Raw genomic sequence first — 21187 nt, 5'->3', positions numbered from 1 at the left:
GAAAAAATATAAATTATTTAAAAATATTTTTTAGTTAAAAATTTCACAATTTACTAGAAACCAAACTATTAAACACTTGTTTTACTTCCTGTTTGCATTCCTCATAAAAATAGTATCTTTAAGCGTAAAAAATTGAAAATTTTATGGACATCGAATTCAATAAACGAGAAGATCAGAACAGATTAAAATTATCTGAAATAAATCGCTTACTCACTGAGATCAAAAAAGGAGGTGGTGAGAAGAGGCTTCAAAAGCTTCGTGATGAAGGAAAAATGACAGCTAGAGAAAGAGTAGATTATCTTCTCGATAAAGATTCAGATTCCATAGAAGTAGGAGCATTTGCAGGATATGAAATGTATAAGGAGCATGGGGGGTGTCCCAGCGGAGGAGTTGTAGTAGTTATAGGCTACGTTTCTGGAAGACAATGTATCATCGTTGCGAATGACGCTTCTGTAAAAGCAGGTGCATGGTTTCCTATCACAGGAAAGAAAAACCTGAGAGCGCAGGAAATAGCCATGGAAAATAAGCTCCCAATCATCTATCTGGTAGACTCTGCTGGTGTTTATCTTCCAATGCAGGATGAGATCTTCCCGGATAAAGAACATTTTGGAAGAATTTTCAGAAATAATGCTAAAATGAGTTCTATGGGGATTATCCAAATCTCTGCTGTTATGGGAAGTTGTGTAGCCGGAGGAGCTTACCTGCCTATCATGAGTGATGAAGCGATGATTGTGGATAAAACAGGCTCTATTTTCCTTGCCGGAAGCTATCTTGTAAAAGCTGCAATTGGAGAAAGCATCGATAATGAAACATTAGGTGGAGCTACTACCCATTGCTCTATTTCAGGAGTAACAGATTATAAGGCTAAAGATGACAAAGATGCTTTAAATAGAATCAAAAACATCATGAAGTCTCTTGGAAGTACTGAAAAAGCAGGCTTTGACAGAATTGAAAGTTTCCCACCAAAAGAAAACCCTGAAAATATTTTCGGAATTATGCCGGTTTCCAGAGCTGAGCAATATGATACTTATGAAATTATCAAATGTATTGTAGACAACTCCGAATACGAAGAATATAAACCTGATTATGGTAAAAGTATTATCTGCGCAACAGCCAGAGTTGATGGCTGGTCTGTAGGTATTGTAGCCAATCAGAGAAAGCTTGTAAAAAGTGGTAAAGGAGAAATGCAGTTTGGTGGAGTTATCTATTCAGATTCTGCAGATAAAGCAACCAGATTTATAGCCAACTGTAATCAAAGAAAGATACCTTTAATCTTCTTACAGGACGTTACCGGATTCATGGTAGGTTCCAAATCAGAACATGGTGGAATTATTAAAGACGGAGCTAAAATGGTAAATGCAGTTTCCAATTCTGTAGTTCCTAAATTTACCATCATTACAGGGAACTCTTACGGAGCAGGAAACTACGCAATGTGCGGAAAAGCTTATGATCCTAGATTAATTGTTGCATGGCCTTGGGCTGATCTGGCCGTAATGGGGGGCGCGCAAGCTGCAAAAGTACTTGCTCAGATCCAGGAATCTACGTTAAAAAAACAAGGAAAAGAAATTTCTGAAGAAGAGCACAACGAAATTCTGGATACAATTTCAAAAAAATATCAGAAACAAACTGAATCTACCTATGCAGCCGCAAGATTATGGACAGATGCCATCATTAATCCTGCAGATACAAGGAAATGGATTTCTATGGGGATTGAAGCGGCTAATCATGCCCCCATCACTGAAAAATTCAACTTAGGAGTAATTCAGGTCTGATCAGTACATTTATAAAAACAACACGGCTATTTCAGTTTGAGATAGCCGTATTTTTATATATACTTTTATTTTTTCACAAAGATGATGATTACATATTACCTTTTCAGGAGCATTCTCCCGCTATCCATTCATACTCCTCGCGCCAGGGCTTTCCTGCGCATAATCCCAACAACTTTCCACGCGTGCTGCGGGGTAACCATTACTATCGTGGCTAGGGAAGACGAATGATGAACGATAATTATGAATTAATAAATTATGAGTTGTTGAAGCGATCCTGTCTAAGAATGATCAATTTTACATTCTAAGATCTAGTATCCCCAATTATGTCATTCCGTAGGAATCCAGTCACATTGATGAGAACCTAAAAGATTCAATGGAGTATAGAAGCTTTTAATACTTTAAGCAATTTGATAATATTATACATACTTGATGATAGAATTTGAAATATATTATTTAGACTCCTACGGAGTGACAAGGGAGTGTGTACTGTGAATGATAAATGATAAATAATGAGTGATATGTCAGTTCTGGTATAGAAGCAGCAAGAATACTCATTGCTCATTACTCATTACTCATTACTCATTACTGATCCTTTACTGGCTATTACTTATTACTCATTACCAATTACCAATTACCGATTGCTCATTACTTACGTTTGAGTTGTGTACAAAGCAAAAAAAATCCTTTATCTTATGATAAAGGATTTTTAAAAATAAAATAAAAACTGGCGGCGGCCTACTCTCCCGCTTTCGCAGTACCATCGGCGCTGGTGGGCTTAACTTCTGTGTTCGGAATGGGAACAGGTGAGCCCCACCGCTAAAACCACCCTAAAGAAGGTATATAGCATCTGGCTATTTGCTGCTGGCTCTTGGCTATTTGCCATTCGCTAACCGCTAGTCGCCAATTGCATTTTTAAGCGATAAAAACTTTCACAAAGACAAAACCTTCACTGCGCATAAAGTACTTGTCGTATTTATTATTTAATAATTTGATATAGCAACCAAAGGCTATAAATCTACGGGTAATTAGTACTACTCGGCTATGACATTACTGTCTTTACACCTGTAGCCTATCAACGTCGTCATCTACAACGACCCTTAAAAGATGTCTCATCTTGAGGCGAGTTTCGCACTTATATGCTTTCAGTGCTTATCTCTTCCAAACGTAGCTACTCAGCGGTGCACCTGGCGGTACAACTGATACACCAGAGGTTTGTTCAATTCGGTCCTCTCGTACTAGAATCAAGCCCTCTCAAACATCTAACGCCCGCAATAGATAGAGACCGAACTGTCTCACGACGTTCTGAACCCAGCTCGCGTGCCACTTTAATGGGCGAACAGCCCAACCCTTGGGACCTTCTCCAGCCCCAGGATGTGACGAGCCGACATCGAGGTGCCGAACCTCCCCGTCGATGTGAGCTCTTGGGGGAGACTAGCCTGTTATCCCCGGAGTACCTTTTATCCTATGAGCGATGGCCCTTCCATACGGAACCACCGGATCACTATGTCCTGCTTTCGCACCTGATCGACTTGTAGGTCTCACAGTCAAGCACCCTTATGCCATTACACTCTACGCACGGTTACCAAGCGTGCTGAGGGTACCTTTGAAAGCCTCCGTTACTCTTTTGGAGGCGACCACCCCAGTCAAACTACCCACCACGCAATGTCCTTCTAAAAGAAGTTAGGCTCCAAGTAAGTAAAGGGTGGTATTTCAACGTTGGCTCCACCTACACTAGCGTGCAAGCTTCAAAGCCTCCCACCTATCCTACACATTACTTACTCAAAGTCAATACGAAGTTATAGTAAAGGTTCACAGGGTCTTTTCGTCCCATTGCGGGTAATCGGCATCTTCACCGATACTACAATTTCACCGAGCTCGTGGCTGAGACAGTGCCCAGATCGTTACACCATTCGTGCAGGTCGGAACTTACCCGACAAGGAATTTCGCTACCTTAGGACCGTTATAGTTACGGCCGCCGTTTACTGGGGCTTCAGTTAATGCCTTCGGTTTAACCCTAAGCACCTTCCTTAACCTTCCAGCACCGGGCAGGTGTCAGACCCTATACAGCATCTTTCGATTTAGCAGAGTCCTGTGTTTTTGATAAACAGTCGCCTGGGCCTCTTCACTGCGGCCACCATTGCTGATGGCGTCTCTTCTTCCGAAGTTACGAGACTATTTTGCCTAGTTCCTTAGCCACGACTCACTCGAGCACCTTAGGATTCTCTCCTCGACCACCTGTGTCGGTTTTGGTACGGGTTGCTTCACTTCGGCTTTTCTTGGATCAGATTACACTACAGCAGCTTCGCCCGAAGGCTAGGCCTTGACTATTCCGTCAGTCTTTAGCAGCTACATCCAACCGTCCCCTTTTTAGTGTGAGCAAGTATGGGAATATTAACCCATTGTCCATCCACTACCCCTTTCGGGTTCGCGTTAGGTCCCGACTAACCCTCAGCTGATTAGCATGGCTGAGGAAGCCTTGGTCTTTCGGTGAGCAGGTTTCTCGCCTGCTTTATCGTTACTTATGCCTACATTTTCTTTTCTATCCGCTCCACAATACCTCACGATACTGCTTCGGCGCAAATAGAATGCTCTCCTACCAGATATATCTAAAATATAAATCCATAGCTTCGGTAATATGTTTATGCCCGATTATTATCCATGCCGGACCGCTCGACTAGTGAGCTGTTACGCACTCTTTAAATGAATGGCTGCTTCCAAGCCAACATCCTAGCTGTCAATGCAGTCCAACCGCGTTGCTTCAACTTAACATATATTTTGGGACCTTAGCTGTTGGTCTGGGTTCTTTCCCTCTCGGACATGGACCTTAGCACCCATGCCCTCACTGCCGTAGAACATTTATTAGCATTCGGAGTTTGTCAGGAATTGGTAGGCGATGAAACCCCCGCATCCAATCAGTAGCTCTACCTCTAATAAACTTATATACGACGCTGCACCTAAATGCATTTCGGAGAGTACGAGCTATCTCCCAGTTTGATTGGCCTTTCACCCCTACCCACAGGTCATCCGAAGACTTTTCAACGTCAACCGGTTCGGTCCTCCACTCTGTGTTACCAGAGCTTCAACCTGCCCATGGGTAGATCACAAGGTTTCGCGTCTAATCCTACTAACTATGCGCCCTATTCAGACTCGCTTTCGCTCCGGCTCCGGTACTTAATACCTTAACCTCGCTAGTAAAATTAACTCGTAGGCTCATTATGCAAAAGGCACGCCGTCACAGCATTACGCTGCTCCGACCGCTTGTAGGCGTACGGTTTCAGGTTCTATTTCACCCTTCTATTCGAAGTGCTTTTCACCTTTCCTTCACAGTACTTGTTCACTATCGGTCTTTCAGGAGTATTTAGCCTTGGAGGATGGTCCCCCCATATTCAGACAGGATTTCACGTGTCCCGCCCTACTCATTTATCACTCAAATATGCCTTTCATATACGGGGCTATCACCCTCTATGGCCGTTCTTTCCAGAACATTCTATTAAACATATATCAGCTTTTGGGCTAATCCGCTTTCGCTCGCCACTACTTACGGAATCTCTTCGATTTCTTTTCCTCCGGGTACTTAGATGTTTCAGTTCTCCGGGTTTGCTCCTCTTACGAGGTAATACATCTTCAATGTATTGGGTTGCCCCATTCGGACATCTGCGGATCAATTCGTGTGTGCCAATCCCCGCAGCTTTTCGCAGCTTACCACGTCCTTCTTCGCCTCTGAAAGCCTAGGCATCCGCCATACGCCCTTAACGATTTCTTTCCTATTGGTTACTCAAGCGCTTTATGCGCTCGGTTTTCTCTTTGTGATGTCTTTACCGTTAATGTCAATGATCTTAATGTCTTCTTGTCCAATTGATGAACAGATGTTGTTTTTGGCTCCATCCGTAACTTTTAAATCAATCTTCCAAAACTGTGGAGAATAAGGGAGTCGAACCCTTGACCTCCTGCGTGCAAGGCAGGCGCTCTAGCCAGCTGAGCTAATTCCCCCTCTAGTTGCTGTTGGCTTCTTGCTTCTCGCTATTGGCTCTATTGCCATCAGCTATAAGCTATTTGCCAGCCGCATTAATTAGTAGTCTCGGGCAGGCTCGAACTGCCGACCTCTACATTATCAGTGTAGCGCTCTAACCAGCTGAGCTACGAGACTGTCTCTTAGACGTAAAGAGGATAGACTGATAGATAATTGACCCGCGTCTCTTCTCTAAACTCTCTCTTCTTTGTCTCTCTCAATCCCTTTACTAATTTCTAGTGGGTTTTGTATTTTTAATATAACCAACCAAACAAAAAACTAAAGCTTTACTTTGAAGTAAGTACTTTGTATCTTACGATACTAATTTTGTTTATCGTCATAAGACGCTCTAAAATGAGATGTTCCAGCCGCACCTTCCGGTACGGCTACCTTGTTACGACTTAGCCCTAGTTACCTGTTTTACCCTAGGCAGCTCCTGTTACGGTCACCGACTTCAGGTACCCCAGACTTCCATGGCTTGACGGGCGGTGTGTACAAGGCCCGGGAACGTATTCACCGCGCCATGGCTGATGCGCGATTACTAGCGATTCCAGCTTCATAGAGTCGAGTTGCAGACTCCAATCCGAACTGAGACCGGCTTTCGAGATTTGCATCACATCGCTGTGTAGCTGCCCTCTGTACCGGCCATTGTATTACGTGTGTGGCCCAAGGCGTAAGGGCCGTGATGATTTGACGTCATCCCCACCTTCCTCTCTACTTGCGTAGGCAGTCTCACTAGAGTCCCCAACTTAATGATGGCAACTAGTGACAGGGGTTGCGCTCGTTGCAGGACTTAACCTAACACCTCACGGCACGAGCTGACGACAACCATGCAGCACCTTGAAAAATGTCCGAAGAAAAGTCTATTTCTAAACCTGTCATTTCCCATTTAAGCCTTGGTAAGGTTCCTCGCGTATCATCGAATTAAACCACATAATCCACCGCTTGTGCGGGCCCCCGTCAATTCCTTTGAGTTTCATTCTTGCGAACGTACTCCCCAGGTGGCTAACTTATCACTTTCGCTTAGTCTCTGATTCCGAAAAACCAAAAACGAGTTAGCATCGTTTACGGCGTGGACTACCAGGGTATCTAATCCTGTTCGCTCCCCACGCTTTCGTCCATCAGCGTCAGTTGTTGCTTAGTAACCTGCCTTCGCAATTGGTGTTCTAAGTAATATCTATGCATTTCACCGCTACACTACTTATTCCAGCTACTTCAATAACACTCAAGACCTGCAGTATCAATGGCAGTTTCACAGTTAAGCTGTGAGATTTCACCACTGACTTACAGATCCGCCTACGGACCCTTTAAACCCAATAAATCCGGATAACGCTTGCACCCTCCGTATTACCGCGGCTGCTGGCACGGAGTTAGCCGGTGCTTATTCGTATAGTACCTTCAGCTACTCTCACGAGAGTAGGTTTATCCCTATACAAAAGAAGTTTACAACCCATAGGGCCGTCGTCCTTCACGCGGGATGGCTGGATCAGGCTCTCACCCATTGTCCAATATTCCTCACTGCTGCCTCCCGTAGGAGTCTGGTCCGTGTCTCAGTACCAGTGTGGGGGATCACCCTCTCAGGCCCCCTAAAGATCGTAGACTTGGTGAGCCGTTACCTCACCAACTATCTAATCTTGCGCGTGCCCATCTCTATCCACCGGAGTTTTCAATTTCTAATGATGCCATCAAAAATATTATGGGGTATTAATCTTCCTTTCGAAAGGCTATCCCCCAGATAAAGGCAGGTTGCACACGTGTTCCGCACCCGTACGCCGCTCTCAAGATCCCGAAAGATCTCTACCGCTCGGCTTGCATGTGTTAGGCCTCCCGCTAGCGTTCATCCTGAGCCAGGATCAAACTCTCCATTGTATGTTTGTCTGACTCACTCAAAGTTTTTTAACGCTTTAGTTTTTCCTTACTTGGTTGTTATATTGTATGTCAATGATCTTTATATCTTTCGCTTTTTAACGTAGCAATCTTCTCTGTCAGTGTCACTCCGTATTTGCGAGTGCAAAAGTAAAACTTTATTTCTTAATGACCAAATGTTTTGAAAGAAAATTTTAAAGTTTTTTAAGTAACCTTAATTCCTTCCTCAACCTCAATCACCCTACTCCTGCGCTCCCTTTATTTGGGACTGCAAAGATACAAACTCTTTTTTAACTCACAACTTTTTTTAATAAAAGTTTTAAAGTTTTTTCATCCGTCTCTTTTTGAAGTATCTTAATGTTTTTAGCTTATCTAAAAGCTCTTCTGCGCTACTGATGTACTCTCGTTTTCAGTGGGGCAAAGATAACAACTTCTTGCAACGCAAAACAAGTTTATTTAACATAAATTTTACCTTTCCGTAATATTTAACCCTAAACTACTGAAACAAAGGATCAAAAATTTTAAACATTTGTTTGGAAGAAGGAAGGGAAAGTTGGAGAGTTGGAGGGTTTGAGCGTGGGAAAGCACCGCGCGAGGAGTAGAAATGGATAGCAGGAATAAGCTCCTGATTAAGTTTGAGAGTTTGAGGGTGTAAAAGTTTGAGAAAACCTTATGTTATTATGTAGAGGAAAAGTTTGGGAAGGAATACGGCTCTTTTCTAATGGTAAAGTTAAAAAAAGCGCTTGATTGCTATCTTATATATATAGTATCCTAACAGACATCCTATAGTATCTGCTACGATATCTAATGTTTCCATTGATCTACCCAATCCCATTTCTTCCTGGAGAATTTCGGTAATGAATGCATAGATAAGGATGATCTGAAAAAAGTATGAGAATTTTATTTTAGGAAATGTAGCAATGAAAAAGAAACCTAAGGCTGCGAATATACTTAGATGTAAAATTTTATCAATCCCGCTGAACATAAACCAATATTCATGATTTTCTTCTCCGGGCTTGAGAAGCATATAAGTAAGAAATGCCCAATAAATGGGCAATATCTTACTAAATATTTTTGAAATCTTATCCAATGACAGCTTTGTAATCATCTGCAGAAAGTAACTCAGACTGATCTGCCCCATCAGCAATTTCCAATTTGATAATCCATCCGTCTCCATAAGGATCTGTATTTAACAGTTCAGGCTGGGATTCCAATTCTGAATTGAACTCAATAACCTTTCCAGCAATAGGTAAGAATAGATCTGAAACCGTCTTTACTGCTTCTACACTTCCGAAAACATCTCCTCCATTAAGATCATCATCTACAGTATCGATGTCTACGTATACGATGTCTCCAAGTTCTCCCTGAGCGAAGTCTGTAATACCGATTGTAGCAACGTTACCTTCGATCTTGATCCATTCGTGATCTTTGGTGTACTTTAATTCTGATGGTGTGTTCATTTTTTAATTTTTATTTTGTACAAATGTATTCAAAAATATAGTAGCTTCAAATATTGGATATAAAAAAAGTCCTTCAAAACTGAAGGACTTTTAAGTTTGTATCATTTTTAGAATCCGCCTCCGGAATCTCCGAATGTAAATGTGGCAGAAATACCTGCTCTCACTGTAGACAGCGGGAAGGCTGTAGAGATCTTATACTTTGAGGTCATCTGTTCATAGAATACTCTTAGGTTCAGATTCTCAGAAACGTTATAATCTGCGGAAAGTTTGATGTTCATCAGTCTTTGTCCTCCTGTTACCTGGGCATCATTTAGCAGTATATTCATAATGGAAGTTTTGCTGTCTCTTAATGAAATATCACCTCTTATGTTAAGGTCACTTCCTTTTCCTCTTGTTCCTCTACCTCTGATGTTGGCTGTTCCCAATCTGAAGTTTCTGACAATATATCCAAGTCTTACAACATATTCTGTGTTGGCATCTTCGGTAAGAGTTTGATTTACCAATCCTAGCACCATCATTCTTGTTTTGTTATACTGTATCCCGAACTGCATATTGTTTCTCATGGTAACATCTACTCCAATAAGTGGTGAAAAAGATTCTACGTATCCTACCTGTGCAAATGTATATGGATTGATCTTGTCGCCATCGTTTTTGATTACATTTCCTGCACCATCTACTGTCTGGTAGTATCCATCCGGGTTACCATGATAATCTACATTGCTTTGGATACCTGTTGCTGTATAGGTTGCTGTATAACCATGTGAAATATCAAACTTGGTGAACTGCCCACTGATTATAGGAATATTTTTTAATCCCGAGTACGTAATTCTCCAGTTTGGCAACGGGAATCCTGTTTTTTTAGGATTAGTCATTGGGGTTACAGATTTTCCTTCCATGGCTGCTCTAAAGGCAGGGATCAGTACATAGGCATTTCCAATACTGTAATGCTTCGCAAATCCATCGTTATCCAATACTGCTCCCGGACCTCCTAATTGTTGTGAAAGTGCTCTTGCATTTTCTCTGATCGCCTGGTAAACCGCCTGCCCATCTTTAAATGATGTATTAAGTAGTACTGCCGAGTTGGAATACGTTATCATTTCGCTGGCAAATGTAAAGTCAGGATCCGCAACGCCGTTGTTTGTATAATTAAATCCTGTATGTGAAAAATTACTGTTGTAATTGTGCAACACATTAAGGTCAATTCTTAAATCGTTCATTGGCATCATCTGTAAGTCTGCCCTCAATTCTTTGGTCGACATTCTTACATATGGATCAGTCATATAAGTAGAACCACTTACCCATCCGTTTTCCATTACTGTTCTTCTGATATCAGCCTGAGACCCTAAAAGGAATCCTAGTGTTGGACCACCTAATGTCTGCCCGTATCCATAAAAGTTTGGAGCCGATATTAGACCCGGAAGTACTGTCCCATTCGTTTCGTTATAACTTACGTTTAACTGTTTGAAAGAAGTAAGGAAGAATGCTGCACTTTGAAGTGGAGTAAGCTTATTCTTAAATTTATATTTCTTATATCTGTATCTGTTTTTCTCCCATTGTTTTGAATACACATTATTCAGAGAGTCCATCTCTTGTCTGCGCTTCTGAAGCTTGGCATTTATATTTTTGAAATAGTTAAACTGCCCGAAGAATTTAGGCAGATCCGCTGAAGCTGTTGCCTGGATAACATTGGTATTCTGTCCTACAGATCCCAAACTTGCAGTCTGGTTTGTATTAGGATCTACAAATCCTGTCAATGAAGTAGATCTTGCCGCCCAATTATAGGTAAATCCATATCCAACTTCTGCATCAATGAAATCCAGGTAAGGCAGATACTGGAACGGAAGTTTATAATTCAGCTGTGCTCTGTGATTATACAATACCGGTCTTCCGGCTCTGAATACATTCCCGAAAATCGATTTGTTGTCCATCGAATTTACATCCAGATTATCATTAAGAGTTCTGGTTGCAGAATTGATTTCAAGTTTCAATGATTTCGTAAAATTGAATCCTAACCCATACTGCCATCCAAAGAAGAAGTTTCTGTTTCTGATGGCATCAAAGTCACTATTCATATTTCCGTTCAGGATCGCTTCCACGTTTCTGAACTCAAGTTCGTTGTAATTTCTGTCGATTTCAGTTCTGAAAGATATTCTTGTAGGAATCGGGTTAAAATTGAATTCTTTAACCCATCTTAAATACTTCGTAGACTTTGCAGTATCGCTGATCATTTTATTGAAAGGCTTGATCACCCACGGCTTAAAGGTGTAGTTATAATCAATATATCCTCTCAGATACTGTCTGTAATTTCTCTTGGTATAAATATCTCTGAAATAGTCATCGTTATAAACAGCCGTTACCGAAACGTTTTCGATGTCATAAAACTTAGGCTTTTTATTCGGATTTACTCTCTCCTTATGCATATTCACGACTCCTATACTTCTCTGCTGGGTATAAGTTCTCGCTACTTTTTTCAATTGCTCCCTGTTTGGTGCCTTACTAAATTCTACATCGGTATCCAGAGGATTGTATTTCGGATCTTCAATAGTTTGTGAGTAAGAATAGTTTAAAGGAATCTTCACCCCTGTTTTTTCAGGAAGGAATTTATCCACATTGATCGCTGTATTAATACTGAATGCTGATTGAGTAGACTGAGTTCTTTCCGCAGGTTTTGAATCTATATTTCCGAAACCAACAGATGTATAAGAAGCATTGGCGTTAACTGTTGCCAAATCTCCCATATTAAAGTTCAAGCTGGCATTTCCTGCATATCCTCCATCATTCTCAATTTCAGAAAGACGAATTTCATTTACCCATAGAACTCTTGTTATAGCTGATCCACCTCTTGAGTCAGAATTTCTCACCCCAATCATAATTGTGGTTATATTTCCTAAACTTGGTCTACCTTTGATATAAATATTTTTATAAGGTTGCTGATATCCCGGGTCAACTGTTCTATTGGTAATTGCAACCCCTGATTTGTCTCTTCTAATTTTAGCATCTACAAAATTCTGAACATCAAAATCAACCTCATTTTCCATTGGCCAGATTTCCATAGGAGCAGTGGCTGTAGTAGGAGTCATTTTTAAAGATGATTCATACTCATAATAGTTATCTGTAGCATCGCTTCCGAAACGAATAAAGAATTTTGTTTTCTCATCAATTCCAGTAATAACATTGGATGGGTCGTGAGCATGTACAAAAAGTTTAAGTTTTTTGTATCTTCTCATATCCAACGTTGTATTTTTGAATACTCCTCTTGCCTCCGTCTTAAGATCTTTTACTTTCATGTAAAGTGAAGCTTCATTCTGTCTTTGCGCCCCTGCATTTCCACTTAATACCTGTCTGTCAATTCCCGGAGGCAACACATATGGAGGCTGGTTCAGTGCATTTTCTTCAATGTTTACACTCCCTACTTCAAAATTCGGATCTGTAACAACGCCTACCCCCTCTCCTGAACCTGGGATATTTGTGCTTGCAATATTACTATTGTATTTTCTCCAATCTGATCTTACAAGATCCATTGTTCCGAATCTTAAAGTAGAAGTCTGATCAAAACCTGCCAGCATCAATCTTGCAAATCTTACATTATTCAATACAGATGGATCTGCAGTTCCTTCGGCTTTATCATAATTAGCAACAGGAATTCTAAACAGGTACCATTTAACATCTGCAGACTGTCCGTTCTGGAAGCTTGCTTTTACCGTTTTTACATCTACAATATTATTTGATCCAAGTGACAAACTTGGCTGGTCAAGTTTTATAACATACTGATTATAGTTTTCAGTCTGATCAAGGTTATAATCTTTATTGATATCTTCAGCATCCGGAGTTTGTGAAGCTACGTTTAGAGAGTTTGCTTCTGAGTTTCCTTCCGGGTTTCTGAAATATTTATATCGCTCAACAACTGAAGCAGCCTGACTTCCCGTAAATTTATCTGAAAGATAAAATACGAAGTCATCCACTGCAGGGTCAGCAATATTGGTAACCGGATTTACAAAAGTATTCCCGAATCTCATTGCTTCCTGATCAGAAGTAAGACCGTCATATCCGGCATCCTGCACTTTTCTATCATCTCCTTCCGTAGAGAATGCATAAAGAATTGGAGGTTGTTTTGGCTGTATTCCCCAGTTTGAATTCGTGGTAGAAGATGGTGTACCAGGAGTTGGTAATCCGTTTTCATACTGCATTTTTCCATCCTTCAATACATCTTCAGAAACGTTTCCTAAGTGAAGTAATAGTTTTGGATCAGTACCCAGTGTTTTACCATCTGCGTATGGGTCCATCATCCAGAATTCTACATATTCAATGTTTGAAGTAACAAAGTTTGGAACGCTGATTGATCTCATGATCCCTGCCCATCTGCTTTGTGCCTGTTCTGTTACTGGGTTTACGTTGTATGGTCCCTTTTCTTTAGGGAAATAAGAGATATCGAAAGTATTGGTGAAAGTTTGTTCTCCTGCTACAAAATCTCTGTTGTTGTAAATCTCAGAATATTGTACTCTTCTGGAAGCATGGTTGGATACAGACTGCGGTGTAATTCCTGCAGGTGCTTTTCCTCCAACACCCCAGAATCTAGGGTCGATATTATACCATGTTAATAGTCCTCTTCCATATCCACTTGTTATATCATCATTTCCTGGAACTGTATTAAATGGTGGTAATTTATTTTTTTCCGGTTTTGAAGCTAAGCTCCATGCTGCCGGTTCTTTTAATGATATTTTGGAAGTTGTCTGTTCAAAATCGTCAATGTATGACTGATTATTTGTTCCTTTATTTAATCCAGGCATCAGATACGCAGCTTCCATCTTGAAGTTCAAGTTGGATGGCGCTTCAGTTTTTACCATCGGAAGTTTATTGGTAAGCCTTGTCAGATAAGGAGCCTGATTGTTGTACATCAAGTTGATCCCTGCCATGGTATTGTTTACCGCTTCCTGCCCGAAGTTTACTTTCTGGGTAAGCGGCGACTCTGAATAGTTGATCACCGTTCCTCCTAAAATAAAGTTCTCACTGAATCTTCTTTCTAAATTTAATCCTAAAAATCTTTTTCTTTGGGTATTAAATGTCAATTGGTTTTCCAGTGAAATGTTAATAGCCTGTCCGGACTGTTTTACATTTTCATTGATGATGGTCACCGTCCCAAGCATATAATCTACGGTATAGTCTACTCCTTCTGTAAGCTGTACTCCGTTTGCTGCAACTTTTACTGATCCTTGAGGTACATTTACTGCGCCTAAAGATATACCTTGGCCCTGAACACCTTTATAACGGCCTTCCATTGTATACCTTTGTGAAAGGTTATTGGCGGAAGCTTCTTGTTTTTGCTTGGTATAAAGATCCTGGAAAACGTATTGAGGATCAAAAGTTCCTCCTAAAACCTTTTGCATATAGCTACCAAAAGGCTGTACTTTGGTAAAGATTATTCTTCCGGTTTCCGGTCTGATGGTAATCCCATTGACAAAGTCGAAAATACCATCCCCTTTGCTTCCGTCTTTATTATTCTGGATGTCTCCATTCATATTAAGACGGTCCCAGTTAAATAATTTCAGTAAGTTCTGGTCTTTTACAGGAGTATCCGGAAGATAATTTACCTTACCTCCTGTTTTTGGATCTCTGTAGTATGCGTTAAGGATAAATCCATCCTGTGCTACCTGTCCTGCATCTATCGAATAGATATTCTTCATCATCAGGTCCCACATCGGAGATTGAGTGTTCACTTTATTGTTTACTCTCAACACTTTAGTAACCAATACGGGACTTTCTTCAGAAAATTCCCCTACTTTATATATTTTATTACTTCCGTTAACGGTATAGGAGTAAGAAACTGCTAAAAGCTGCTGGTCATTAAGCTTTTGATTTAATGAGATATATCCCAATTGCGGCTGAAAGGTAAATTCGTTAGCATTCAGCTTTCTGGCTTTTGTAGCAAGAACAAATTCTTCTCCATTACTGTAGGGAGAAGGCGTTCCTGGGAAGACATGCCCTTGAAAAAGAGCATTATAATTTTTCCCTGCTTCTCTTGTTCCGGCTACTGCTGACACATCATCATACAATCCGTTCAGAGAGTTATCCGGTAAAGTAATTCCTCCTGCTGCTTCTCCCAAATCTCTGATCCCGATAATACTTTTCTGATAAGCCAGGTTACTGTTCCCTTGATCCAATACCCATACCTCTAATCTGGTAATATTGATGGTTGAGTTGATCTGAGGGTAGTTAAGCAAGGCATCATCATACTTGTTAAAGAAATAATGTCCTAAAAAGTAGTGCTGGTTTTCTTCATAGTCAATAGCGTTGACTTTAAAGTTATTCATAACACCACCACCCTGTACTACAATATTACGGGCCTCCCCCTGTTGTTGGGAAAGGACAACGGTTCCAAAAGTTTTTCCAAGCTGGAATTCTGTTTTCACCCCAAACAGTGATTGAGAACCACGGATCAGACTGGTTGAAAGTGGCATATTTACGTTACCAAATTCAACTCTTTTGATGATTTTATCTTCTCCTCCTTCGTTAGGTTTATCTACATTTCCAAGACCTTTGCTTTGAAGATCTTTCCAGCTTCCTTTTGCCTGCCAAACGAGATTCATTCGGTTTTCAAAGGCAAAACCGCTCTGAGTATCATAATTAGCTTTCAGCTGAAGGTTTTCTCCTACTTTACCCAATAGTCCCAACTGAATTCTCTGATCAATATCAAAAGTAAAACTTGTCCTGTTTTGTGGCAGGATCATCGGGTTGTCTATTTTCTGGTAAAGTCCGGCAAAATCCAGGGATGCATATCCTGAAGGAATGATTTCAATTTTATTACCTCCGAAAATCGTTTCAAAGAGCCTGTTATTAATCAACAATGAAGGGATAAGTCCCTTCTTCCTTGCATCTGATCTGTCTTTTCTGAAAAGGAGATTGTATTTATCAGATTTCTCCTTATAGTAGGCTTTAGTCTGGGTAGCGAGCATATATTCTTTATACTCTTCCGGAGACATGGCTGTAGGAGGACCTGTTATGGTATTTCCGATTTTAGGATATACATAGTACATCCCGGTTTTTATATCGTAATAGGCTTCGTACCTCGTAGGGTCAGCCACTTCGTATTTTTTTCTTATGATCGCCGTATCTTTCTGTACCTGCGCAAAAGCACTGACAGACATACACAGGAACGACAGGAACAAAAATATGTTAAGATGCTTAATATTCGCCACCAAATGTTAAATGTTTTTTAAGATTTGTTTAACCAATTCTTCTACCGAGATGCTTGGATTTTGTTTCATAATTCTATCCGCAATCTTCTCGCTTGCTCGTTTAGGAATCCCTAAAACTTCTAATGCAGATAACGATTCTTCCTTAATTTTATTATCTGCTATCACAGAAATATTCGCGTTTGGATCACTGTATTTCTGTACTTTATCTTTAAGATCTACGATAATTCTTTCAGCAGTTTTTGCACCGATTCCTTTTGCTTTTTGAATCAATGCACTGTTTCCGGAAAGGATTGCAGAAGCGATCTCATCAAGGCTCAATGTGGACAGCAGAATCAATGCTGAAACAGCCCCCACTCCGTTAACGCTTATTAACAGATTGAACATTTCTTTTTCTGAACGTGTGTTAAATCCGAAGAGAAGATGAGCATCTTCACGGATGATCTGCTGGATAAATAAAAAAGTCGGCTGATTCAAAACCAGCGTCTGTGAGGTCATCAAACTGATTCCCACGTAGTAACCAACTCCTTGTACATTGATGACAGCATAGGTAGGCGTAAGTTCTTGAACGTTGCCTTGTAAAGAAAATATCATTATTAATTTTTAAAACTCCCAAATATAGCAATTTAAACTAATTAATGTTTTCATTTAACGTGCGAATGATTTTTAACTTAAATTTTGACTCAATATTCAATCTTTTAATTATAAAGGTAAAAGATTTTAAAAATCAGAAGTTCCGCATTCTATAGTTTAGGAATTGATCTCAATTTCGACTATTTATTCTTTTTCTTACCACCATATTTCAAGCTGAAGACCAAATGATATCCCGTTATTTTTCTTTAGAAGCCTGGTATTAAAATCAGAGTTCCCAATCAGCCCGCTAAAATTTCCAGACCAACGGGCATAGGTTATAAAAGGTCTTAAAACAGGTCTTGAGTAATAGCCATAATCCCAGGAAATCTGAGGTGAAAATGTAATTTTCTGCAGACTGCCTTCTATTCTTGATCTATTATTTTTCATATAATCATTTCCTGCTTCCAGAGCCAGATTAAAATGTTTATCAAGATAATACAAGTATCGAAAGCCTACACTAAACCAATTTCTTGAAATATTATTTAACACTATGTTGCTTTCATCTGTATTTTTCACGCCTAAGTTTCTGTATTGATAAGTAAGAGCTACCTGTATGACATGTTTCCTTTTATCATCATAAACAAAGTTATTGATAACATCAAACGAACTGGAATTATCAAGATAATAGATTGATGCATCATCTATATTTTCAGGCACTGTTTTTCCGGTATATGCACTTTCTGTAATTGAACTTCCCTTTCTAAATATTACCGTTGAAGTATGGGTAATGTTCTTTTTAGAATATGTCCACCAACCACCAAGTGAATATCCTGAAGATTTGGGTGTTCTTTTTATATTATTCTGATCTTTAAAACTAAATTGACCCAGAAAATTGAGTTTAGAATATTCTGAAAGTGGTAGGTCAAGATACCTAAAATCGGTCACGTATGAATGGGAATCATTATTCCCATATTTAAATCTCATCAAAGCAAGATTCAGATTACCGGAATTTTTAACCTGATAATTTTCTAATCCAATTCCCAACTGGGAGTTTTGTCCAGAGTTAAGCCAAAAATAGTCCAGCATTTCTACGTTTCTGCGATCATAATATCTTTTACCCACCCATAGGTTAGCATTTTTAATGACTTTATTTATTTTTCCATATAGCTGTGCCGTTTCCGGAAATTGCTTATAATCATCACTCCCATAAGGAATAAATTTTGACATCATATAAGAGACTTCATAGAGATTGACTGAATCTTTATTTTTATACCTGTAATTAAACTGAAGCTCACCATAGTGATTAGCCTCATTACCCAATCTGAACTTATGCACACTCTCCGGGGCATTAAAATTTACCATCTGTCCTCCATCAGACCATCCAATGCCCGTTCTCAGATAACCATTCATTGAAAGTTCATGAGAATGCAAGTTGATTTTTTGTGACTTAAACAACGCTCCTGTTATGGCAAATAGCGAGAACCCAATCTTTGTAAATATATTGTTTTTCAATAGTTTTATTTCTAAAAAGAATCAACTAAAAAACAATACAAATCCTTAACAGATATTTACCTGTTATTCATAAAAGAATAAAATATTACTGCAGTTTTTATTAAAGACTTTTTCCTTTGTTCTATCCTTTATTTTGTTATAAGGAGGCAAACAATAAGCTTATGGAGTTAATGTCTATATATTTGAATATTTTTTCATGCATTTGTATTTCTGTGTTCTAGTAGATCTTGTGTTTTTATAGTGTCTAAGATATCAAATAATCCTATTAACATTGAAAAAAACAGCACTATTACATTAAAAATACAACACTATTGTAAATTTTACACCTTTACTCATAAATCTCGAATAACAAATAAAAAAACAACGCATAAAAAGTAAAAAGATAAAGCGCTATTTCTTTAGAAAATAATAAAAAAACAATCAAAAAGACTTGTTTTTTACCAGCAACTAATAAAAAAGCCAGATGAAAATATTCATCTGGCTGTGATCCAGTCCTTAGACTGTTATAATTTATGATTTCTTTTCTCTTCTTTGAGCATCAAGAACAGCAATCGTAGCAAGGTTTACAATTTCATCTACGCTTGAACGCATTTGAAGAACGTGTACCGGCTGTTTTAATCCCATCAGGATAGGCCCGATAACCTGTGCTACTTTCATTCCTCTTAGAATTTTGTAAGAAAGGTTAGCACTTTCAAGATTCGGGAAGATGAAAGTGTTTGCAGGTGTTGTTCCTAATTTTGAGAATGGATAATCACTCAGGTGGTCTGCATTCATTGCAAAATCCGGCTGAATTTCTCCATCTACAACCATTTTAGGATATTTCTCATGAAGGATGCTTACTGCTTTAGCTACTTTTTTAGAAGTTTCGGAAATAGCAGCAAAGTTTTCAAATCCAAGCATGGCAATTCTTGGTTCTATAGCAAAAGATTTTACCGTAAATTCTGCCATTTTAGCAATATTTACAAGATCTTCTGAGGTAGGATTCTGATTGATGGAAGTATCTGCAAAGAAAATAGGTTTCTTTTCAGACAGAATCATCATCATTGCCGCTACCTTATCTACTCCTTTATCTTTTTCAATAACTTCTAAAACAGGACGTAAAACGGAAGTATAGTTTTTAGAGAATCCTACGATAAGACCGTCGGTATCACCATGTCTCAGCATAAGAGGTCCGAAATAATCTCTCTGACGAACGTATCTCTTCGCTTTGTACTCGTTCATTCCTTTTCTCTGACGAAGTTTCCAAAGGGTTTCTCTGTATTTTTTTCTGTTTTCTTTCTGATCATCATCACTTGGATCAATGATTGGAACATCCAGAGTAATTCCGTAACGCTCCATCTGCTCCTTGATGTATTTTTTATCCCCTAAAAGACTTGGGAAAGCAATTCCTTCTTCATAAAGGATCTGAGCTGCTTTTAATACGTTATATTCTTCAGCATTTCCAAGAGTGATTCTTTTCGGATTAGATTTAGCTCGGCTCTGCATCATTCTTACCAGTCTCTCATCTCTTCCCATTCTGTCTAAAAGCTGGTGCTCATATTCTTCAAAATCCGTAATGGTTTTTCTGGCAACACCACTTTCAATAGCTGCTTTTGCCACAGCACTTGATACTTTTGTGATCAATCTGTTATCAAACGGCTTCGGAATGAAGTAATCTCTTCCGAACTGCAGGTTCTGAACGTTGTATGCTAAAATTACAGCTTCCGGTACCGGTTCTTTTGCTAAATCTGCAATCGCGTGTACGGCAGCCAGTTTCATCTCTTCATTAATTCCTGTAGACTGTACATCCAATGCACCACGGAAGATATAAGGGAATCCTAATACGTTGTTTACCTGGTTAGGATAATCGCTTCTTCCTGTTGCCATGATTACATCTTTACGCGTTTCAATGGCAAGATCATAAGCAATTTCCGGATCAGGGTTAGCCAAAGCAAATACGATAGGATTTTCGTTCATGCTTAACAACATTTCCGGAGTCATTACATTTCCTTTAGACAATCCAACAAAAACATCAGATCCTTTTACAGCATCTTCTAACGTTTCAATATCTGTCTGAGCGATGAAATCTAATTTTTCTGGAGTAAGGTTTTCTCTTTTATGATTGATAACCCCCTTACTGTCACACATCAGGACGTTTTCTTTTTTCAATCCTAATGAGATATAAAGCTTAGTACATGCAATAGCTGCTGCACCTGCTCCATTGACTACCATTTTCACTTTGTCAATATCTTTATTGGCAATCTGCAGAGAGTTGATCAATGCTGCTGCTGAGATAATTGCAGTTCCGTGCTGGTCGTCATGCATCAAAGGGATATTCAATTCCTCTTTCAGTCTTTGTTCTATATAGAAAGCTTCAGGAGCTTTAATATCTTCAAGGTTGATCCCTCCGAAAGTAGGAGCAATTCCTTTTACGATTTCAATAAATTTATCAGGATCTTTCTCGTCGATCTCAATATCAAATACGTTGATATCTGCAAAGATCTTGAACAAAAGTCCTTTCCCCTCCATTACCGGTTTTGAAGCTTCAGCACCGATATCTCCCAGTCCAAGTACGGCAGTACCGTTAGAAATTACTGCTACCAGGTTTCCTTTTCCTGTATAATCATAAACAGTTTCCGGTTTATCATGAATTTCCATACAAGGAACTGCTACTCCCGGAGAATACGCCAGTGATAAGTCTCTTTGAGAAGAGTGTGGCTTTGATGGGATTACTTCAATTTTTCCCTTTGGTTCTGCTTTATGATAATCCAGCGCTGCCTGGCTAAAGTTCTTTTCGTCACGATTGTTGTTACTTGACATAAAATT

7 protein-coding genes, 2 tRNA genes and 3 rRNA genes are annotated in these 21187 nt (G+C 39.5%); 1 reads left to right on the top strand and 11 read right to left on the bottom strand.

Translation table 11 applies throughout. From position 1 onward, the window contains the following. Nucleotides 1-143: 143 nt before the first annotated feature. Nucleotides 144-1772 carry an acyl-CoA carboxylase subunit beta gene (locus DYR29_RS18660; protein ID WP_213278032.1) on the top strand — a complete coding sequence of 543 codons (1629 nt, stop codon included), beginning with the start codon at nucleotides 144-146 and terminating at the stop codon, nucleotides 1770-1772. Nucleotides 1773-2494: 722 nt separating this feature from the next. On the opposite strand, the gene rrf is transcribed toward DYR29_RS18660, so the two are convergent. The 11 genes from rrf to DYR29_RS18605 all read right to left on the bottom strand — a co-directional run bounded on the left by rrf (nucleotide 2495) and on the right by DYR29_RS18605 (nucleotide 21181). Beyond that, nucleotides 2495-2602, bottom strand: a 5S ribosomal RNA gene (gene rrf, locus DYR29_RS18655). 175 nt (nucleotides 2603-2777) lie between these two features. Continuing rightward, nucleotides 2778-5535, bottom strand: a 23S ribosomal RNA gene (locus DYR29_RS18650). A gap of 153 nt (nucleotides 5536-5688) precedes the next feature. Continuing rightward, nucleotides 5689-5762: transfer RNA gene (locus DYR29_RS18645), tRNA-Ala, on the bottom strand. 83 nt (nucleotides 5763-5845) lie between these two features. Beyond that, nucleotides 5846-5919: transfer RNA gene (locus DYR29_RS18640), tRNA-Ile, on the bottom strand. 214 nt (nucleotides 5920-6133) lie between these two features. Then, nucleotides 6134-7650: ribosomal RNA gene (locus DYR29_RS18635) — 16S ribosomal RNA — on the bottom strand. The 16S, 23S and 5S rRNA genes sit together here with 2 tRNA genes alongside, the layout of an rRNA operon. 727 nt (nucleotides 7651-8377) lie before the next feature. Continuing rightward, a complete protein-coding gene (locus DYR29_RS18630; RefSeq protein ID WP_342213441.1) occupies nucleotides 8378-8674 on the bottom strand; it encodes a VanZ family protein in 297 nt (98 codons plus the stop codon). Between the two features lie 55 nt (nucleotides 8675-8729). After that, nucleotides 8730-9107 carry a glycine cleavage system protein GcvH gene (gene gcvH / locus DYR29_RS18625; RefSeq protein WP_213278030.1) on the bottom strand — a complete coding sequence of 126 codons (378 nt, stop codon included), beginning with the start codon at nucleotides 9105-9107 and terminating at the stop codon, nucleotides 8730-8732. Between the two features lie 107 nt (nucleotides 9108-9214). Then, nucleotides 9215-16249 (bottom strand): cell surface protein SprA, encoded by a 7035-nt coding sequence (sprA, locus tag DYR29_RS18620; protein ID WP_213280653.1) that lies wholly within the window; start codon nucleotides 16247-16249, stop codon nucleotides 9215-9217. A gap of 57 nt (nucleotides 16250-16306) precedes the next feature. Continuing rightward, nucleotides 16307-16891 (bottom strand): Holliday junction branch migration protein RuvA, encoded by a 585-nt coding sequence (ruvA, locus tag DYR29_RS18615; RefSeq protein ID WP_213278029.1) that lies wholly within the window; start codon nucleotides 16889-16891, stop codon nucleotides 16307-16309. Nucleotides 16892-17086: 195 nt separating this feature from the next. Then, on the bottom strand, nucleotides 17087-18382 hold the full coding sequence (locus tag DYR29_RS18610) for a carbohydrate porin (protein WP_213278028.1): 1296 nt from the start codon (nucleotides 18380-18382) through the stop codon (nucleotides 17087-17089). Nucleotides 18383-18892: 510 nt separating this feature from the next. Beyond that, nucleotides 18893-21181, bottom strand: coding sequence for an NADP-dependent malic enzyme (locus DYR29_RS18605; RefSeq protein ID WP_213278027.1), 2289 nt, complete (start codon nucleotides 21179-21181; stop codon nucleotides 18893-18895). Nucleotides 21182-21187 lie beyond the last annotated feature (6 nt).

It is taken from the genome of Chryseobacterium indologenes, assembly GCF_018362995.1.
Classification (GTDB): Bacteria; Bacteroidota; Bacteroidia; order Flavobacteriales; family Weeksellaceae; genus Chryseobacterium; species Chryseobacterium indologenes_G.
Note: the sequence above shows the minus strand (reverse complement) of the source record. Positions and strands in the feature narration are given on the sequence as shown.

Coding starts and splice junctions, on each gene's coding strand:
- DYR29_RS18630 (WP_342213441.1), bottom strand. CDS start 8,674: ATGCTTCTCAAGCCCGGAGAAGAAAATCATGAATATTGGTTTATGTTC.
- sprA (WP_213280653.1), bottom strand. CDS start 16,249: ATGTCTGTCAGTGCTTTTGCGCAGGTACAGAAAGATACGGCGATCATA.
- DYR29_RS18660 (WP_213278032.1), top strand. CDS start 144: ATGGACATCGAATTCAATAAACGAGAAGATCAGAACAGATTAAAATTA.
- gcvH (WP_213278030.1), bottom strand. CDS start 9,107: ATGAACACACCATCAGAATTAAAGTACACCAAAGATCACGAATGGATC.
- DYR29_RS18605 (WP_213278027.1), bottom strand. CDS start 21,181: ATGTCAAGTAACAACAATCGTGACGAAAAGAACTTTAGCCAGGCAGCG.
- ruvA (WP_213278029.1), bottom strand. CDS start 16,891: ATGATATTTTCTTTACAAGGCAACGTTCAAGAACTTACGCCTACCTAT.